At 72.8% G+C, this 17,747-nt stretch carries 7 protein-coding genes; all 7 read left to right on the forward strand.

Translation table 11 applies throughout. The features are described 5' to 3' along the window. Nucleotides 1-107 precede the first annotated feature (107 nt). Nucleotides 108-12,617 (forward strand): filamentous haemagglutinin family protein, encoded by a 12,510-nt coding sequence (locus ACAM52_RS07500; protein WP_369646605.1) that lies wholly within the window; start codon nt 108-110, stop codon nt 12,615-12,617. Between the two features lie 90 nt (nt 12,618-12,707). Then, nucleotides 12,708-13,460: a serine protease gene (locus ACAM52_RS07505; protein ID WP_369646606.1), complete on the forward strand. Its 753-nt coding sequence runs from the start codon at nt 12,708-12,710 to the stop codon at nt 13,458-13,460. Nucleotides 13,461-13,492: 32 nt separating this feature from the next. Continuing rightward, nucleotides 13,493-13,963, forward strand: coding sequence for a YbaB/EbfC family DNA-binding protein (locus ACAM52_RS07510; protein ID WP_369646607.1), 471 nt, complete (start codon nt 13,493-13,495; stop codon nt 13,961-13,963). Nucleotides 13,964-13,982: 19 nt separating this feature from the next. Beyond that, a complete protein-coding gene (locus tag ACAM52_RS07515) occupies nt 13,983-15,314 on the forward strand; it encodes a trypsin-like peptidase domain-containing protein (RefSeq protein ID WP_369646608.1) in 1,332 nt (443 codons plus the stop codon). A 170-nt stretch (nt 15,315-15,484) separates the two neighbouring features. Then, nucleotides 15,485-16,144 carry a TonB C-terminal domain-containing protein gene (locus ACAM52_RS07520; RefSeq protein WP_369646609.1) on the forward strand — a complete coding sequence of 220 codons (660 nt, stop codon included), beginning with the start codon at nt 15,485-15,487 and terminating at the stop codon, nt 16,142-16,144. A 10-nt stretch (nt 16,145-16,154) separates the two neighbouring features. Next, on the forward strand, nt 16,155-16,700 hold the full coding sequence (locus tag ACAM52_RS07525; protein ID WP_369646610.1) for an RNA polymerase sigma factor: 546 nt from the start codon (nt 16,155-16,157) through the stop codon (nt 16,698-16,700). A 73-nt stretch (nt 16,701-16,773) separates the two neighbouring features. Then, a complete protein-coding gene (locus ACAM52_RS07530; protein ID WP_369646611.1) occupies nt 16,774-17,739 on the forward strand; it encodes a FecR domain-containing protein in 966 nt (321 codons plus the stop codon). The last annotated feature ends 8 nt before the right edge of the window (nt 17,740-17,747 follow it).

Raw genomic sequence — 17,747 nt, forward strand, 5'->3', positions numbered from 1 at the left:
TGCGTCGTCTTCGTTCGCAAATTCTCCCGAACTTTTGCAGCGCGCGTGTCGGTCGCATCCGGTGAGCCCGGTCTCTTCTCCAGAACGGTTTTTCTCTGGGGTATGACATGAGCAACAAGACATTCCGCCGCGCGCCGGTCGCGCACGCCGCCGCCCTCGCGCTGGCCATGGCGGGCCTGGCGGGCAATGCACAGGCGCAGCGCGCCTTCAGCGCCGCGTGGATGGCGCAGAAGAACGTGACGCAGGGCACGGCCGCCGCGACGGGCTACCTGCCCAACGGCACGCCGGCCTCGATGCTGACGAACCCGCTGGCGCAGCAGCAGAAGGCCAACGAGCAGCTGCGCCAGTCGCTCGGCAACCTGGGCCTCGCGGCGCAGGCGATTGCCGCGCAGCAGGCCGCGCAGGCCGCCGCACGCGCCGCCGCGCTGAACGATCCCTCGGTGCCCGACGGCCTGGCTGACGGCGGCCTGAAGGTCGACACGAATTCGCTCAGCGCCGGCTGGCTCAACGCCCGCGCGCTGAACCGCGATTCGCAGAAGCAGGTCGACGGCCGTACCGTCGTCACCGTGGAGCAGACCGGCGACAAGGCCATCCTGAACTGGGAGACCTTCAACGTCGGTCGCAACACCACGGTCGATTTCAAGCAGCAGGCCGACTGGGCCGTGCTCAACCGCGTGAACGACCCGAAGGCGCGGCCTTCGCAGATCCAGGGCCAGATCAAGGCCGACGGCACGGTGCTCATCGCCAACCGCAACGGCATCGTGTTCAGCGGCAGCAGCCAGACCGACACGCGCAACCTGGTGGCGGCGGCCGCGCACATCGGCGACGACCAGTTCAAGGCGCGCGGCATCTACTCGAACGACACCGCGCCGAGCTTCACCACGCGCAAGGAAGACCAGGGCAAGGTCGAGGTGCAGGCCGGCGCGCGCCTGACGACCAAGGAGCCCGCCTCCGTCACGCAGGGCGGCGGCTACGTGCTGCTGCTGGGCAAGGACGTGGCCAACGCCGGCGAGATCGCCGCGCGCAAGGGCCAGGCGCAGCTCGCCGCGGGCGACAGCTTCGTCATCCGCAAGGGCATGGGCACCGAGGCCAACGCCTTCTCGACCACGCGCGGCAACGAGATCGCGCCGCAGTTCGCGGCCGACAGCACGGCGGGCACGGTGCGCAACACCGGCCTCATCGTGGCGCGCGAAGGCGACATCACGCTGGCCGGCCGCGACGTGCGCCAGGACGGCGTGGCACTGGCCACCTCCACCGTCGCCGTGCGCGGCACGGTGCACCTGCTGAACTCGGCCGCCGACACGCGCGGCAACGTCGCCGTCGGCAAGGGCGCGGTCACGGCCGTGCTGATCGAGGACGACGGCAAGGCCAGCGCGCTCGACAGCCAGCGCGACGCGCTCCTCAAGGAGTCGGCCGCGCAGGACGCCGCGCGCGCGCTCGTGCCGCCCGCGCTCTTCGACAACCTCTCGCGGCTGTCGGACCGGCGCGACCAGTCGCGCATCGAGATCGTCTCGGGCGGCGACATCCGCTTCGAGGGCGAGTCGCTCACGCTGGCCACCGGCGGGCAGATCGCGGCCAGCGCCGCGCGCCGCAGCTTCGTGGCCGACAAGGCGCGCCTCGATGTGTCGGGCGCGGTGGGCGTGAACGTGACGATGGAATCGAACAACGTCAAGGTCAGTGTGCAGGGCAACGAGACGCGCGACGCCCCGCGCAACCGCGAGAGCGGCAAGCTGTTCAACAGCGACGTGTGGATCGACCGGCGCAAGCTGGTGCGCGTGGCGCCCGGCGTGGGCGGCTACGAGGGCGAGCGCTGGTACGCGGCGGGCGGCCTGCTCGAGGTGGGCGGCTACCTGGGCAACCAGGGCCACGGCATCGGCGAATGGGCCGCGCAGGGCGGCACCGTGGTGCTGGGCGGCGCCGAGGTGCTCACGCAGGCGGGTTCGAATGTCAACCTGTCGGGCGGCTCGCTGAACGTGCAGACCGGCTTCCTGAACCAGACCTGGCTCAAGGGCAGCGACGGGCGCCTGTACAGCCTGGACAAGGCCCCGTCGGACATGCTCTTCGACGGTGTCTACAAGGGCTTCGAGGCCGAGCACGTGCGCTGGGGCAAGAAGAACACCGACTACTTCTACAACCCGCTGATCGCGCCGCAACGCTCGCTGGAGAACGGCTACACCGTCGGGCGCGACGCCGGCCGGCTGGTGGTGAGCGCGCCCACGGCGGTGCTCGAAGGCGACATCGTGGCCGAGGTGTTCAACGGTGCGCAGCAGACGCGCGCCCGCGACGCCGCGCTGGACGACGGCTACCGCCAGTCGCAGAGCGCGGTGGCGCGCGGCGGCGTGCTGGCGTTGGGGCGCTACGGCGCGCTCGGCCGCATCGACCTGTTCGACACCGACGTGCGTTTCGGCGACGTGGCACCGGTCACGCAGCAGATGGCCGCGGCCGACGCACTGGCCGACGAGCGCATCGGCACGCTGTGGCTCGACGCGGCGCACCTGAATGCGCAGCACCTGTCGGTGCTGGACATCGGCACGCGCGGCAGCGTGACGGTCGAGAAGGCGCTCACGCTGGCCGACGGCGGACGCATGGCCCTGCTCGGCGCGTTCATCGACATCGGCGCCGACGTCACGGTGCGCGGCGGCGCGCTGGAGGCCGGCAATGTCTTCATGTCGCCGGTGGCGGGGGCCCAGCCGCGCGCGCTGGTGAAGGACGCCGATTCGTCGCTCACCGTGCGCGACGGCGTCACGCTCGACCTGCGCGGACGCCGCGTCGACATCGGCACGGCGCCTGAAGACTCGGCCACGCTCGCGGTCATCGACGGCGGCACGGTGCGCCTCGAATCGACGCACGGCGTGACGATCGGGCAGGGCAGCCTGATCGACGTGTCGTCGGGCGCGGCGCTGCTGGCCAAGGGCAAGCAGAAGGGCGGCAAGGGCGGCAACGTGACGCTGGTGGCCGACTCGGCCGCGTCGCCCACCGATGCGAAGGGGCGCCTGTCGCTCGGCGGCGAGATCCGCGGCCACGGCGTGAACGGCGGCGGCACGCTGAAGATCGAGACGGGCCATGCGCTGCTGCTCGGCCTCGACCCGGCGTTGTCGGATGCGACGCAGCTCGTGCTCGACGCGTCGCGCCTGCAGTCGGGCTTTTCCACCTACGACCTCAACGGCCATGCGGGCCTCACGGTCGCGCCGGGCGCGCAGCTCGACGTGCTCATGCCGGTCTACCGCATCGCGCCCGGGGCCGGTGCGGACCACGAGGGCGGCATCGTGCTGCAACTGTGGACGCCGCCGCTGCTGCAGCAGGACACGGTGAACCGCCAGACCGTGCAGCGCCAGGGCGCCGACCTCGTGCTGCGTTCGCAGCGCCGCATCACCGAAGGCGGCAACCTCGCCATCGGCGCGGGCGCGGTGGTGACGGTCGATCCGGGCCGCTCGATCCAGCTGCTCGGCGGCGGCCTGAGCAGCTTCGTGGTCGATGGCCGGCTCAACGCCTGGGGCGGGCGCATCGCCATCGACATCGAGGCGCCGTCCTTCAACTCGCCGCTGAGCACTTCGCTGCAGCCGCACAACCGCTCGGTGTGGATCGGCGAGGGCGCGGTGCTCGATGTGGCAGCGCGCGCGCAGACCGGCATCGACGATGACGGCCGCCGCTACGGCACGGTGCGCAACGGCGGCACCATCTCGATCGGCGGCGGGCTTGACTGGGAAGCGAAGGGCGCGGCCAACGCACCCGACCTCGCGATCGTCATTCGCCCCGGCGCGCTGCTCGATGCCTCGGGCAGCCATGCGCGCATCGACGTGCCGGCGACCGGTGGCCTGTGGCGCGAACTCGACGTGGCCAGCGACGGCGGCAGCATCGTGCTCAAGTCGGCGCACAGCCTGTACCTGGACGGCACGCTGCGCGCCCACGCGGGCGGCGCGAATGCGGCCGGCGGCACGCTCGCGGTGGCGCTCGAAGCGCCGGTGTTCTCGAAGATCTACGCCGTCGACGACGCCGTGCGGCAGGCGCGCGAGCTGGTCATCTCGCAGAAGCAGCAGCCCAGCGGATTGCCGGCCACCCTCAAGCCGGGCCATGCCGATGCGGCACTGGCCTACGGCAAGGGGGGGCTGAGCGCGGACCAGGTGCGGGACGGCGGCTTCGGCAACCTCTCGCTGCTGGTCAACGGCCTGCTGAGTTTCGACGGCCACGTCGACCTCACGACCGCGCAGAGCCTGCGCCTGTACGCCGGCAGCTTCGCGCTGGCCGACAGCGCGGCAACCGATTCGACCGTGCGGCTCGCCTCGTCCTACCTGCGGCTGGCCGGCGTGACCGGCGCGCCGAAGCAGGACAACGAGGTGATCTACACCACCACCTGGCGCCACGGCGCATCGACCCGCGCGAGCGAGGCCGCTTTCACCGCCGAGGCCGACCAGATCGACATCCGCGACCGCGTGGGCTTCGGCGCGCACGGCGAGATCGCCATGAAGACCGGCCCCGCGCAGGTGGTGGACCGCCGCGGCTTCGACGCCGTGAGCATGACCAGCCGCGGCGACCTGCGCCTGCTGGGCGGCACGCCCACGCTCGGCCTGCTCGGCGCGACCACGACCGAGCTGGCGACGCTGGGCGACCTCACGCTCACCGCCGCGCAGATCTACCCCGCCACCGGCGCCAACGCGCAGATCCGCGCGGGCTACGACGAGGGCCGCGTGCTCGACATCCGCCGCCAGGTCGAGGGCGACGTGGCGATGCCGCAGTCGGCATTCGGCACGCTCGCGCTCGGCGGCGGCACGGTGCGCCAGGGCGGCATCGTGCGCGCGCCGCTGGGCAACCTGATCGTGGGGCAGGACGGGCGCAGCACCTTCGAGGCGCGCGCCACCGTGGTCGACCTGCTGCCGGGCAGCATCACCTCGGTCAGCGGCGCCGGTCTGCTCATGCCTTACGGCGGCACGACCGACGGCATCGGCTACAGCGTCGCGGGCGCGCCCATCGACAAGCGCGCCATCGGCAGCAGCGGCATCCTGCTCACGGGCGACAGCGTGGTCGGGCACCAGGGCGCGCTGCTCGACCTGTCGGGCGGCGGCGAGCTCACGGGCGCGGGCTTCGTGAGCGGTCGCGGCGGTTCGGTGGACGTGCTGCGCACGCCGCTGGCCAATGCCAATCCGGCCAACACCTTCAGCAAGGCGGGCAACGGCGTGTACGCCATCGTGCCGGGCTTCCAGGGCGGCTACGCGCCGGTGTCGCCGGACGCAGGCGCGGGCGAGCCGGCCATCGGCCGACAGGTCACGCTCGATCACGACGTGGGCGGGCTCAAGGCCGGCACCTACACGCTGCTGCCTTCGACCTACGCGCTGCTGCCCGGTGCCTTCCGCGTGGAAGTGGGGGCGCAAAGCGCGCTGCCCGCGACGCCGCTGCCGGCCGGCTACGGCTCGTACGTGGCGAGCGGCTACCTCGGCGTGGCGAACACGGCGGTGAAGTCGTCGCTGGCCAGCCAGCTGGTCGTCACGCCGGCGGCGCTGGTGAAGCAGCACGCCAGCTACAACGAGATGGGCTACGACGCCTTCGTGGTGGCCGACGCGGCGCGCCGCGGCGGCGTGCGCGGCGAGATCGCGGCCGACGCCCGCAACCTGCTGCTGGACTACTTCTATTCCAAGCCGAAGGACGGCGTGTCGATGCTGCAGTTCGACGGCACGGCGCTGTTCAACCCGGCGGCCGGCAGCGCGGGCTTCGGCGGCACGCTGTCGGCGAAGGGCATCGCCATCGAGGTGACGGCACCGGGTGCGCAGCGCACGGCCGGGTTCACGGGCGCGTCGCTGCAGGCCGACCAGCTCAACGCCTTCGGTGCACCACGGATGATCCTGGGCGGCCAGATCGACCTGCCGTATGCCGACAACTACGCAACCTTCAAGTCGAACACCGGCCATGTCGTCGTGCGCAGCGGCGCGACCTTGCGCGGCGCCGAAATCTTCCTCGTGGCCGGCGGCTACGGCGACGGCATCCAGGTGGAGCAGGGCGCGTCGCTGAACACGCTGGGCGCCGGTGCGCCAGCCTACGATTCCACCGACGGCGTGGTGTTCTCGGCGGGATTGGGCGGGGTGCTGGGCCTGTCGAACGGCTGGATCAACCTGCTGCCGCCCGTCGCCGGGGGGATACCCGCCATGGTCCAGATCGGCGCGTGCCCCAGCGGCGCCTGCACCGGCCACACCACGCTGTACGGCGAGGGCACGCTGGCCGTGGCCACCAACCGCTCGTTCACGATGGCCGACAACGTGCGCTACGGCGCGAAGAACCTGCTGCTGGCCGTGTCCTCGGTCAACCTGGGCAGCGACGCGGCGCTGCAGCAGGCGGCGGCCAACGGCCAGCTGCCGTCGGGCCTGTCGATGAACCAGGTCATCCTGGCGAACCTGCTGGCCGGCAACAAGGGCGAAGGCGTGCCCGCGGTCGAGACGCTGGTGCTGAACGCGCGCGAGTCGGTGAACATCTACGGCGCGGTGTCGCTGGACACGCTCGACCCCGCCACCGGCGTGTCGTCGATCGAACGGCTGGTGCTGGGTACGCCCGCCATCTACGGCTACGGCGGCGCGGGCGACACCGCGAAGATCACGACCGGCGAATTCATCTGGACCGGCCTCACGCCGCGCCCGCCCGGCAACGACGAGATCTTTCCCGGTGGGAACGCACCGGGCGGCGCCATCGGCAGCCTGCTGGGCCACGGCACGCTCGACGTGTCGGCCGCGCGCATCGTGCTGGGCCACGCGCCCAACACGCAACCCGACGCGGGCTACTCGGCGGACCGGCTCGCGCTGGGCTTCGGCACGGTCAACCTGAACGCGAGCGAGCGCATCACCGCCAACGGCAAGGGCACGCTGGCCGTGTACCACCAGCAGGGCGCGTACGTGACGGGCAAGGGCTACGACCACACGGGCGGCCAGCTGAACCTGCGCACCCCGCTGCTCACCGGCGAGGCCGGCTCGAACAACCGCATCACGGCGGGCGGCGATATCGTGGTGAGCGCACCGGCAGGCGCGCAGCCCGCCGGCGATGCGGCGCTGGGCGCGCAACTGGCGCTCACCGGCCGCAACATCACCATCGACGGCACGGTCGGCCTGCCCTCGGGCAAGCTGCAGCTCACGGCCAGCGGCGACGTGACGCTGGGCGCCAATTCGCGCATCGACCTCGCGGGCCGCGCCGTGAAGTTCTTCGAGCAGACGCGCTACAGCCGCGGCGGCGACCTGGAGGTGACGAGCACGGCCGGCAACATCGTGCAGGCGGCGGGCTCGGTGATCGACCTGTCGGCCACGCACAACCGCGGCGGCACGCTGCAGGCGACGGCGCTGGGCGCCGGCGCGGGCCGCATCGACCTGGGCGGGCGCATCCTCGGCACCGCGAGCGGCACGTACGACGCGGGCGGCACGGTGGTGCCCTACGACGCGGCCGAGATCAGCGTGCGCGGCCAGACCGTGGCCGACTTCGCGGGCCTGAACACGCGCCTGAACGAAGGCGGCGTGACGGGCGCGCGCCGCTTCCAGATCAAGCAGGGCGACCTCGCCATCGGCGACGAAGTGAAGGCGCGCGTGGTCGAGGTCACGCTCGACGGCGGCAGCCTCACGGTGAACGGCCGCATCGACGCCAGCGGCTTCCAGGTGGGCGCGATCCGCCTCGCCGCCAAGGGCGACCTCACGGTGAACGGCACGCTCGACGCGCATGCCACCGGCCTGCGCGTGGACAGCTACGGCAAGATCATCGACAGCCCGAACCGCGCCATCGTCGACCTCACGAGCACGCACGGCACGCTGACCGTGGGCGGCGGTGCGGCCATCGACCTGCGCGCGGGCACGGCCGTGAGCGCGGCGCAGGGCAACGACGGTGCATCGCGCGGCACGCTTGCGCTGAACGCGCCGCGGCGCGGCGACAACGACGTGGCGGTGAACGTCGCCGGCACGCCCGCGATCCAGGGCGCGAAGACCATCGCGGTCAACGCCTTCCGCACCTACAGCGACGCACCGCTGGCGAGCGCGCCCGACGTCACGGGCCACGTGCCGCAGCTCATCACGCAGAAGTACCTCGACGAGATCGACGGCCACAGCGTCGCCTTCATCGACAAGGCGCTGGCCAACACCTCGCTGTCGGCGCGCCTGGCGGGCCTGGGCAGCTACCACCTGCGCCCCGGCGTGGAGATCGTCAGCAGCACCGGCGAGGGCGACCTCAGCGTGGTCGGCGACATCGACCTCTCGGGCTACCGCTACGGCCCCGGCGCGAACCGCACCGACCCGGCGCGGCGCGGCTTCGGCGAGCCCGGCGTGCTGGTGATCCGCGCGGGCGGCAACCTCAACGTGTACGGCAGCATCAACGACGGCTTCGCGCCGCCGCCGGCCACGCCCGACGACAAGGGCTGGTACCTCACCGAGCAGCGCACGAAGTTCGGCACGCCGTTCACGCCCGACGGCGGCGACATCGTCGTGCCGATCGACGGCGTGGTGCTCGACAAGGGCACCGTGTTCCCGAAGGACGCGCTGCTGAACTACGACGTGCCCGCCGAAGCCATGGCGCTGCCGGCCGGCACGGTGCTGCCTGTGACCGTGACGCTGGGCGCGGCCTACACGCTGCCCGCCGGCACGGTGCTGCGCGCCAACGTCTACAACGCCGACGGCAGCGTCCGGCTGAAGGCCGGCACGGTGCTCGGCGAGGCCGTGGTACTGGACAGCGGCATGAAGCTGGGCGCGGGCACCGCGCTGCGCGCCGAGGCCAGCGTGCAGGCGATGGTGTGGCCCAAGGGCGTGCGCCTGCCGGTCGCGATGAAGGCCGACGGCACCATCGCGCTGGCGCGCGGCGCGGTGATTCCGTCGCTGACCGATGTGCAGCTGCCGAACGACGCGGCCGTCAACCTGCGGCCCGAAGTCGACGGCGTGCAGGGCCGCAACTGGGCCGTGGCGCCGATGCTGGGGCAGGGCGCGACGAGCTGGAGCCTGCAGCTCACGGCCGGCGCCGACCTGGACTCGGCCGACCGCCGCGCGGTCGACCCGGCCAAGCACGGCGCGCTCATCCTGGCCGACAGCCACGCGATGTACAACGTCAAGCTCACGCCGGGCGGCAGCGGCTTCCTGTGGGGTCCGAACGGGCCCATGTGGGGCCACGACGAGGGAACGCCGATGGACCCGCTGGATTTCGAGGCGGGCTACTGCGACTGGGGCGGTGAGGGCACCTGCGTGGTCGACCCGGCGCGCCTTTCCTACTTCTGGGGCCCCAACGGCGACGACTGGGACCCGAGCTTCGTCGAGGGCACGCCGGTGCTGCCCGAATACGTCACGATCTGCGAGTGGGGGCCGGGCATCTGCACGACGGTCATCAACCCCGTCAAGGACGTCACCAAGTACACGCCGCTGTCGCCGATGTTCAGCGTGCTGCGCACCGGCACGGGCGACCTGGGCCTGGCGGCGGCGGGCAACTTCGTCATGGAGTCGCCGTTCGGCGTCTACACGGCCGGCACGCGCTCGGCGCCGCTGCTCGACGCCAACGGCCTCGACCCCTTCAACCTCGCACGCGGCAAGGCCGTCGGCGGCTCGGTGATCGGCCCGCAGACGGCGGACTACAGCGCCGCGCTCGCGGCCTACCAGGCCTGGTACCCCGAGCAGGGCGGCAACCTCGACATCACGGTGGGCGGCAACGTCGTCGGCGACGTCTGGGGCCACTTCGGGGGCGAGCGCGGACAGGCGCCGAGCGCCGCGGTGGGCAGCTGGCTGTGGCGCCAGGGCTCGGGCACGGCCCTGGCCGGCAGCGACCGCATCGCGACGTCGTGGTGGATCAACTTCGGCACTTACGCGCTGCCGGCCGGTGCGCAGGTCAGCACCGACAGCAGCCCCGAGCCCTTCCTGGTGGGCTTCACCGGCATGGGCACGCTGGGCGGCGGCAACCTCACGCTGCGCGCGGGCGGCGACGCGGGCCTCACCACGCGGCTGGGCAACGGCCAGGTCTGGCAGCGCAGCGAGGCCATCGTGGCGGCGGTCGGCAGCACGGGCCGCGTCGACGCGAACGGGCAACTGACGCTCACCGGCGGCGGCGACCTGCAGCTGCGCATCGGCGGCGTGGTCAATCCGAACCTGGCCGCGGCGCAGTACGGCAGCTCTGGCACCAATACGCAGTACCAGGACCTCAACGGCGCCCTGGTCAACCTGCGCGGCGCGGCCACCGTGTCGGCCTCCGCCATCGGCGGCGTCGAGGTGCGCTACCGCAAGTACGCGTTCTCGCTGCCGGGCCAGGAGGGCGATGTGAAGGACACGCGCCCCATCGACCCCTTCACCCCGACCATCGGCGTCGGCAATGCCGGCATCGTGCTCGTGCCGGGCGATTCGGCGATGTACCTGGACACGCCGGGCGACCTGGTGCTCACCAGCGTGGCCGACGCGGGCCGCGCGCGGGTGCCGAACAGCTCGGCATTCAAGTTCGGCGGCACCGAGTACGGCATCGGTCAGGGCTGGTTCACGCTGTGGACCGATCGCACCGCGATCAACCTGTTCAGCGCGGGCGGCAACCTCACGCCCGGCACCGACCTGGCGAACCGGGAGGCCGCCGGCCGGTACCTGGGCAGCATCAACATGAGCGACAACGTCACGGTCTATCCGTCGATCCTGCGCGCGACGGCGGCCTCGGGCAGCCTGTACTACGGCTTCTCGGCCACGCCGGCCACGCAGGCGCCCGGCCGTGCGCTGGTGCTCGCGCCGTCGCCGTCGGGCGCGCTCGAGTTCCTGGCGGGCAACTCGCTGTTCGGCGGCGGCTATCCGGTGGGGATGTCGGGCGCGGTCACGCCGCTGCCCACGCCCTGGGCGCCCGCCTTCGTGGGCTACAACTCGCGCCAGCAGCCGGTGGTCTACAACACCAGCCCGGAGGGCTCGATGGTCGGGTCGCCCGGCGTGCCGAACTACGGGACGGTCGACAACCACCCCCTGTTCGCCTTCGGGCCGGACACGCTGGGCCCCCGCGCGCTGCACGCAGCCGATGCGCCGCCCTCGCTGTTCTACGCCGTGCGCGGCGACATCCTGGGCCTGGCCAGCGGCACGGCGCGCAAGGTGCAGGCCAGCGGCGAGCCCGCGCCCGAGACCTGGTACCGCTCGGCCGCGCCGGCGCGCATCCGCGCCGGGCGCGACATCGTCGGCACCGAGGCGCTGATCGTGAACAACGACCCGCGCGACGTGTCGCTGGTGCAGGCCGGGCGCGACATCCTGTACGCGAACCTGCAGGTGGCGGGCCCCGGCACGCTGGAGGTGTCGGCCGGCCGACACATCACGCAGGACGACCGCGCCAGCGTGGTCAGCCGCGGTGCGCTGGCCGAGGGCGACACGCGCCCCGGCGCGAGCATCGCGATGATGGCCGGCATGGGCCCGATGGGCGTGGGCGGGCCGGACTTCTCGGCCATCGCCGACCGCTACCTCGACCCCGCGAAGCGCGCCGAGTCGGGCCCCGGCCAGTCGCTGGCGAGCCAGCCGGGCCGCGTGGTGAAGACCTACGGCGCCGAGCTGGCCGCATGGCTGAAGGAGCGCTACGGCTTCTTCGCCACCAGCGCCGATGCGAAGGACCCGGGCAGCGCGCTCGCGTACTTCAAGGCGCTGGCGCCCGAGCAGCAGCGCGTGTTCCTGCGCGGCGTGTACTTCGCCGAGCTGCGTGCCGGGGGCCGCGAGTACAACGACGTGGACGGCCCGCGCTACGGCAGCTACCTGCGCGGGCGCGGCATGATCGCCACGCTGTTCCCCGACCTCGACGCGGCGGGCCAGGAGATCGTGCGCACCGGCGACATCATCCTGTACGGCCCCTCGGGCGTGCACACCGACTTCGGCGGCGACATCCAGATGATGGCGCCGGGCGGGCAGATCGTGGTGGGCGTGCAGGGCGCGGTGCCGCCGGGCAGTGCGGGCGTGATCACGCAGGGCATGGGCCACATCCAGCTGTTCAGCGAAGGCAGTCTGCTGCTGGGCCTGTCGCGCGTGATGACCACCTTCGGCGGCGACGTGCTGGCCTGGTCGGAGCAGGGCGACATCAACGCCGGCCGGGGCTCCAAGACCACGCTGGTCTACACGCCGCCCAAGCGCGTGTACGACAACATCGGCAACGTGAAGCTGTCGTCGCAGGTGCCCAGCTCGGGCGCCGGCCTGGCCACCTTGGCGCCCATCGCCGAAGTGCCGGCGGGCGACATGGACCTGATCGCGCCGCTGGGCACCATCGACGCGGGCGAGGCGGGCATCCGCGTGTCGGGCAACGTGAACCTCGCGGCCCTGCAGGTGGTGAACGCGGCCAACATCCAGGTCAAGGGCGAGTCGGCCGGCCTGCCGGTGGTGGCTTCGGTGAATGTGGGCGCGCTCACCAACGCCAGCGCGGCGGCCTCGCAGGCCGTGGGCGCGGCGCAGGAGGCGATGCAGCGCGAACGCGCAGCGGCGCGCCAGGCGCTGCCGTCGGTGTTCTCGGTGCGTGTGCTGGGCTTCGGCAACGAGGCCGCCGACGGCGCCGCCGCGCCGGCCGATGCGGGCCGCGCCGCGGCGCGCCCGGTGGGCTACGACGCGCACAGCCCGGTGCAGGTGCTGGGGCGCGGGCCGCTGGGCGATGCGCAGAAGACGAAGCTCACGGCACAGGAGCGGCGTCTGCTGGGGCAGTGAGAGGGAAGGGCGGCAGATGAAATTTTTGTGACAAACGACATTCCGGGGCGCGCAGTTCCGTCTTTGTCTCAGAGCTTTCGTGACTGTCCGATGCCCCCTCTGCTGTTGTCTTCTGCCGGCCCCTGCCCGCGCCCGTGGGCGTCGTTCCTGTTCGCCCTGGCGTTCGCCGTCCTGGCCGGTGCGGCGCATGGCGCGCCGCCCGAGGCCAATGCCAGCGGCGTGTTCCTCAATGCCGCCGGCGACGTGCTGACCGCGCGCCATGCGGTGGCGGACTGCCGTTCGCTGTTCGCCCTCAAGGACGCACAGGTGGCGCAGGCCCGGGTGATCGCCGAGAGCGCCGAGCTCGATGTCGCGGTGCTGCGCACCACCCTCACGCCGTACCTGCACGCCACGCTCGCGGCAAGCGGGCACGCGCCGGCCCCGGGCAGCGTGGGCGTGTTCACCGAGGCCTACGCGGTGCTGCAGCGCATGCCCGATCGCGCGGCGTTGCTCAGCAACGCCATGACCGTGCCCGGCGTGGAAGGCCTGCAGCTGCTGTCGGGCGTGCAACCCGGCGCCAGCGGCAGCGCGGTGCTGGGCGCCGACGGCCTGCTGCTCGGCGTGGTGGTCGAGCGTGTCGCCGCCGCGCCGCATGCGTCGGGCATGGTGCTCAGCCGCGCGGCCTCGGCCGCGGGCGTGGCGGGCGGCGTGACGCGGGTGCGCGCGGTGCCGGCGGCGCGCCTGCGCGACTTCCTGGACGCCCACGGCATCGCCTACACGCACAGCCGCGAACCGCAGCTCGGCCCGCAGCAATCGCCCGCTGCGCGGGCCTCGACCCTGTCGGTCGGCGTGCTGTGCGGCTGAGCGTCCTTCTTCGACTTTTCATTGGAACTCCCATGACCTTTTCTTTCGGCAAGATCCGCGGCTGGCGCCGCCTGCGCCTGGCGCTCGGCGGGCTCGGCCTCGGGCTGTCCGCCGTCGCCGCGCCCCTGGCCGCATCGGCGCAAACACAGCCGCAGCCGCAGGTGCCGCAGCACTGGATCAGCTACGCCAACCTCGCCAGCAACCAGCTGCAGTCGTCGCTCAGCGACCCGGCCAGCGACACCGTGGTGCGCCTGCACACGTGGATGCAGGAACGCATGCTGAAAGAAGGCCAGCCCGTGCCGCCCGCGCCGGTGGTGGTGCGCGTGTGGGTCGCGGGCAGCGGCAAGGTCGAGCGCGTGGCCTTCGATTCGCTGGGCGATGCGCAGGCCGACACCGACCTGCGCGCGCTGCTCACCGCGCAGCCGCTGGCCGAGCCGCCGCCGCGCGACATGCGCCAGCCGATGGTGCTGCAACTCACGCTCAGCTTTGTCGCGCGCACCTGACCGATCGCGCCGCCTTTGCGTGGCGCTGCTGGGCCTTGCGGCTGCAGTCCCGCTGCACGCCGCCATGCCGTGGCCCGTGCCGGGGCTCGCGGCGCTGGTGAAAGCCTTCGGGCCGGCCGTGGTCCACATCGGCGTGGAGCGGCCGTCGGCGCCGGCGCGCCGCTTCAGCGACCGCTGGCTGCTGCGCGCGCCGCCGGCCGAGGCCGACGAGAGCAGCCTGGGCAGCGGCTTCCTCGTGAGCGCCGACGGACTCATCCTCACCAACGCGCACGTCGTCGCGCACGGCACGCAGATCCGCGTGAAGCTGCCCGACCGGCGCGAGTTCCGGGCGCGGCTCATCGGCCTGGACGCACTGGCCGACGTGGCCTTGCTGAAGATCGACGCGACCGGCTTGCCCACGGTGCGCATCGGCGACCCGGCGGACGTGGAGCCCGGCGACGGCGTGGCCGCCATCGGCTCGCCCTACGGCTTCGGCAACTCGGTGACGGCCGGCATCGTCAGCGCCAAGGGGCGGCTGCTGCCGGGCGCGGAGTCGATGCAGTTTTTGCAGACCGACGTGCCGATCAACCCCGGCAATTCGGGCGGGCCGCTGTTCAACCTGCGCGGCGAGGTGATCGGAATCAACTCGCGTATCTACAGCCGCAGCGGCGGCTACCAGGGGCTGTCGTTCGCCATTCCCATCGACGCCGCCATGCGCATCAAGGACCAGCTGCTGGCCACCGGCACCGTCACGCGCGGGCGCATCGGCGTGTCCGTGCAGGAGGTGGGGCAGGCGCTGGCCGACACCTTCCGCCTGCCGCGCCCGGCCGGCGCGCTGGTCACCGACGTGGAGCCGCGCGGCGCGGCGGCGCGCGGCGGGCTGAAGACCGGCGACGTGATCCTGTCGGTGCAGGGCCGCGAGGTGGTGCAGGCGGCCGACGCGCTGGGCTTCATCGCCGAGCAGGTGCCGGGGCAGCGCGCGCGCCTCATGGTGTGGCGCGACCGCGCCGAGCACGTGGTCGAGGTGAAGGTGGAGGGCTACGACACGCCGCGCCTGCAGGGTGACGCGGCGGCAGCGGCCTCGGTGCCTTCGCGCCTGGGCTTCGCGGTGCGCCCGCTGGCGCCGGCCGAGCGGCAGTTCCTGCGTGTCGATGGCGGGCTGCTGGTGCAGCGCGTGAACGTGGCGGCGTCGCGCGCGGGCGTGCAGCCGGGCGACGTCATCCTGGCGCTCAACGGCCAGCCGATCGACAGCGCCGAAGCCCTGGCCCAGGCGCTGGAGGGGGCCGACGGCACGGCGGCGTTGCTGGTGCAGCGTGCGGGGGCGAGGATCTTCGTGCCGATCTGCGCGCAGGCCGGGTCGCCGAAGTGCTGAGAAGGCCTCGCGCTGATCGGCCAAGTCATCCGAACGTCATGCAGCGAACCTAGCATCCGCTTCGACATGCCCCCCGGGCCGTGGCTTTCGCCGGGCGTATCGAACTCATGCGGCATGCACCTCTTTCCTTTCCTCTCGTTTCCCTGGTCGGCATCGCGCTGGTCGCCTGCATGACCGCACCGTGGACGACCGCCCGCGCGCAGTCCGATGCGGCACCGCGTCGGCCGCACGACGCGCGCATCGCCTTCGACATCGCGGCCCAGCCGCTGGCCGCCGCGCTGGAGCAGTACGGCCGCGCGACCGGGCTGCCCGTGTTCTTCGATGCCGAACGCGTGGCCGGACGTCACGCCGCGCCCGTGCACGGCCTGTTCGATGCGCAGGCCGCCCTCGATGCGCTGCTCGCGGGCACGGGCCTGGTCGCCGACGACGCCGGCGTGGGGGCCACGACCGCCTTCGTGCTCCGGCTCGCGCCGGGCGTGCCCGCGCCGGCGCGCCCAGCTGATGCGGTGCAGGCCGCGCCCGCCACCGCGCACCGCGGCTACGACGGGCTGGTGCAGACCCGCGTCTGGGAAGCCCTGTGCGCCCACCCGCGCGCAGCGCCGGGCGGCTACCGCGCGGCGATGCGTTTCGTGATCGACGGCACCGGCCGCATCGCCCATGCCTTCCTGCTGCACACGAGCGGCGAGCGCGCGCGCGACGACGCCATCCTCGACACGCTGCGGCAGCTGCGCATCGATCGCGCGCCGCCGCCGGACATGGCGCAGCCGCTCACGATGCTGATCCTGCCGCGCTCGCAGACGCCGGGGCTCGAGTGCCCGGCGCGCCACTGACGCCATCGCCATGCCCGAGAACGCGTTGCCCGCGTTGCGCGACTTCCTGGTCGCGCGCTACGACGAGCTCAAGCAGCGGCTTGCGCGGCGGCTGGGCAACGCCGAGCGCGCCGGCGATGCGCTGCAGGACACCTGGCTGCGCCTGGAAAGCCGGGACGACATCGACGGCGTGCACGATCCCGCCGCCTACCTGCTGCGCGTGGCCGTCAACCTGGCCTACGACCAGGTCGCGAAGCAGGGGCGCCTGGCCACGTCCGACGAGATCGAGGCGCTGCTCGACGAAACGCCCGACCCCGCGCCGGGGCCCGCGCAGATCGCGCAGGACCGCGCGGAGCTGGCCGCGCTGCGCGCGCTCATCGAGCGCCTGCCGCCACGGCGCCGGCAGGTGCTGGTGATGGTGCGCTGGCAGCACCTGCCGCAGCGCGAGGTGGCGGCGCGGCTGGGCATCTCGCTGCGCACGGTAGAGAAGGAACTCAAGGAGGCGCATGACCACATCGCCGCCCGCATGGGCCGCGCGGACCGCATGCCGCAAGGGAGGGAGCCGCATGAAAAATAAAGTGCGGTTCACCGCGTCGAGAGCCGTCTCATGGGTATGCGACATCTTTCAACGCGCACGGGTTGAAGCCCCGATGACCCCGTCCGATGCCCACGCCCAGGCCTTGCGCGAAGCGCAGGCATGGCTGCGCCGGCTGTCGTCCGGCGCGGCCACGCAGCACGACGTCGAGGGTTTTCGCCGCTGGCGCGATGGCAACCCGCTGCACCAGCCTGCGCTGGCGCAGGCCCGGCGCCTGTGGCAGGCGCTCGACCCAGCCATCGGCGGCATGCCGGCCGAAGTCCAGCGACCTCCCGTGTCGTCGGCGCGGCCGGTGGCTGCGCGCCGCGCGTTCCTCGGCGCGGCGGTGGGCGCGGCCGGGGCCGCGGGCGTGGCGGTGGTCTCTCCGCCGCTGGGCCTGTGGCCGTCGCTCGGCGAATGGAACGCCGACTACCGCACGGCCACCGGCGAGCAGCGCGCGGTGCAGGTGGCCGAAGGCGTCGACCTGATGCTCAACACGCAGACCAGCGTGCAGCGTCGCAGCGTCGAAGGCCGCGTCGTCGGCATCGACCTGATCGCGGGCGAGGCGGCGGTCGACCTGGTGGCCGGGCCGCAACCCTTCGGCATCGTGGCGGGCGCGGCCCGCAGCGAGGCGCAGGCCGGCCGCTTCGAGGTGCGCTACCTCGCGGGCCGGGGCTGCGTGACCTGCCTCGAAGGGCGCGTGCGCGTCACGCACGCGAAGGGCACGCGCGAACTGCAGGCCGGCGAGCAGGTGCTGTACGACGCGGGTTCGCTCGGGCCGGTGGCGGCTGTGGCCACCCGCGAAGCCTCGGCCTGGCGCAGCGGCGTGCTGGTGTTCCGGCAGACGCCGCTGGCGCACGTGATCGAGGAGATCAACCGCTATCGGCCGGGCCGCGTGGTGTTGCTGGCGCAGCGCCTGGCCGGGCGCGAAGTCAGCGGGCGTTTCGCCATCGCTTCGCTCGACACGGTGCTGGTGCAGATCCAGCGCTCGTACGACCTCGAGGTGCGCGCGCTGCCGGGCGGCGTGCTGCTCCTTAGCTGATGAATGTG

This window comes from Variovorax sp. V118 (assembly GCF_041154445.1).
Classification (GTDB): domain Bacteria; phylum Pseudomonadota; class Gammaproteobacteria; order Burkholderiales; family Burkholderiaceae_C; genus Variovorax; species Variovorax boronicumulans.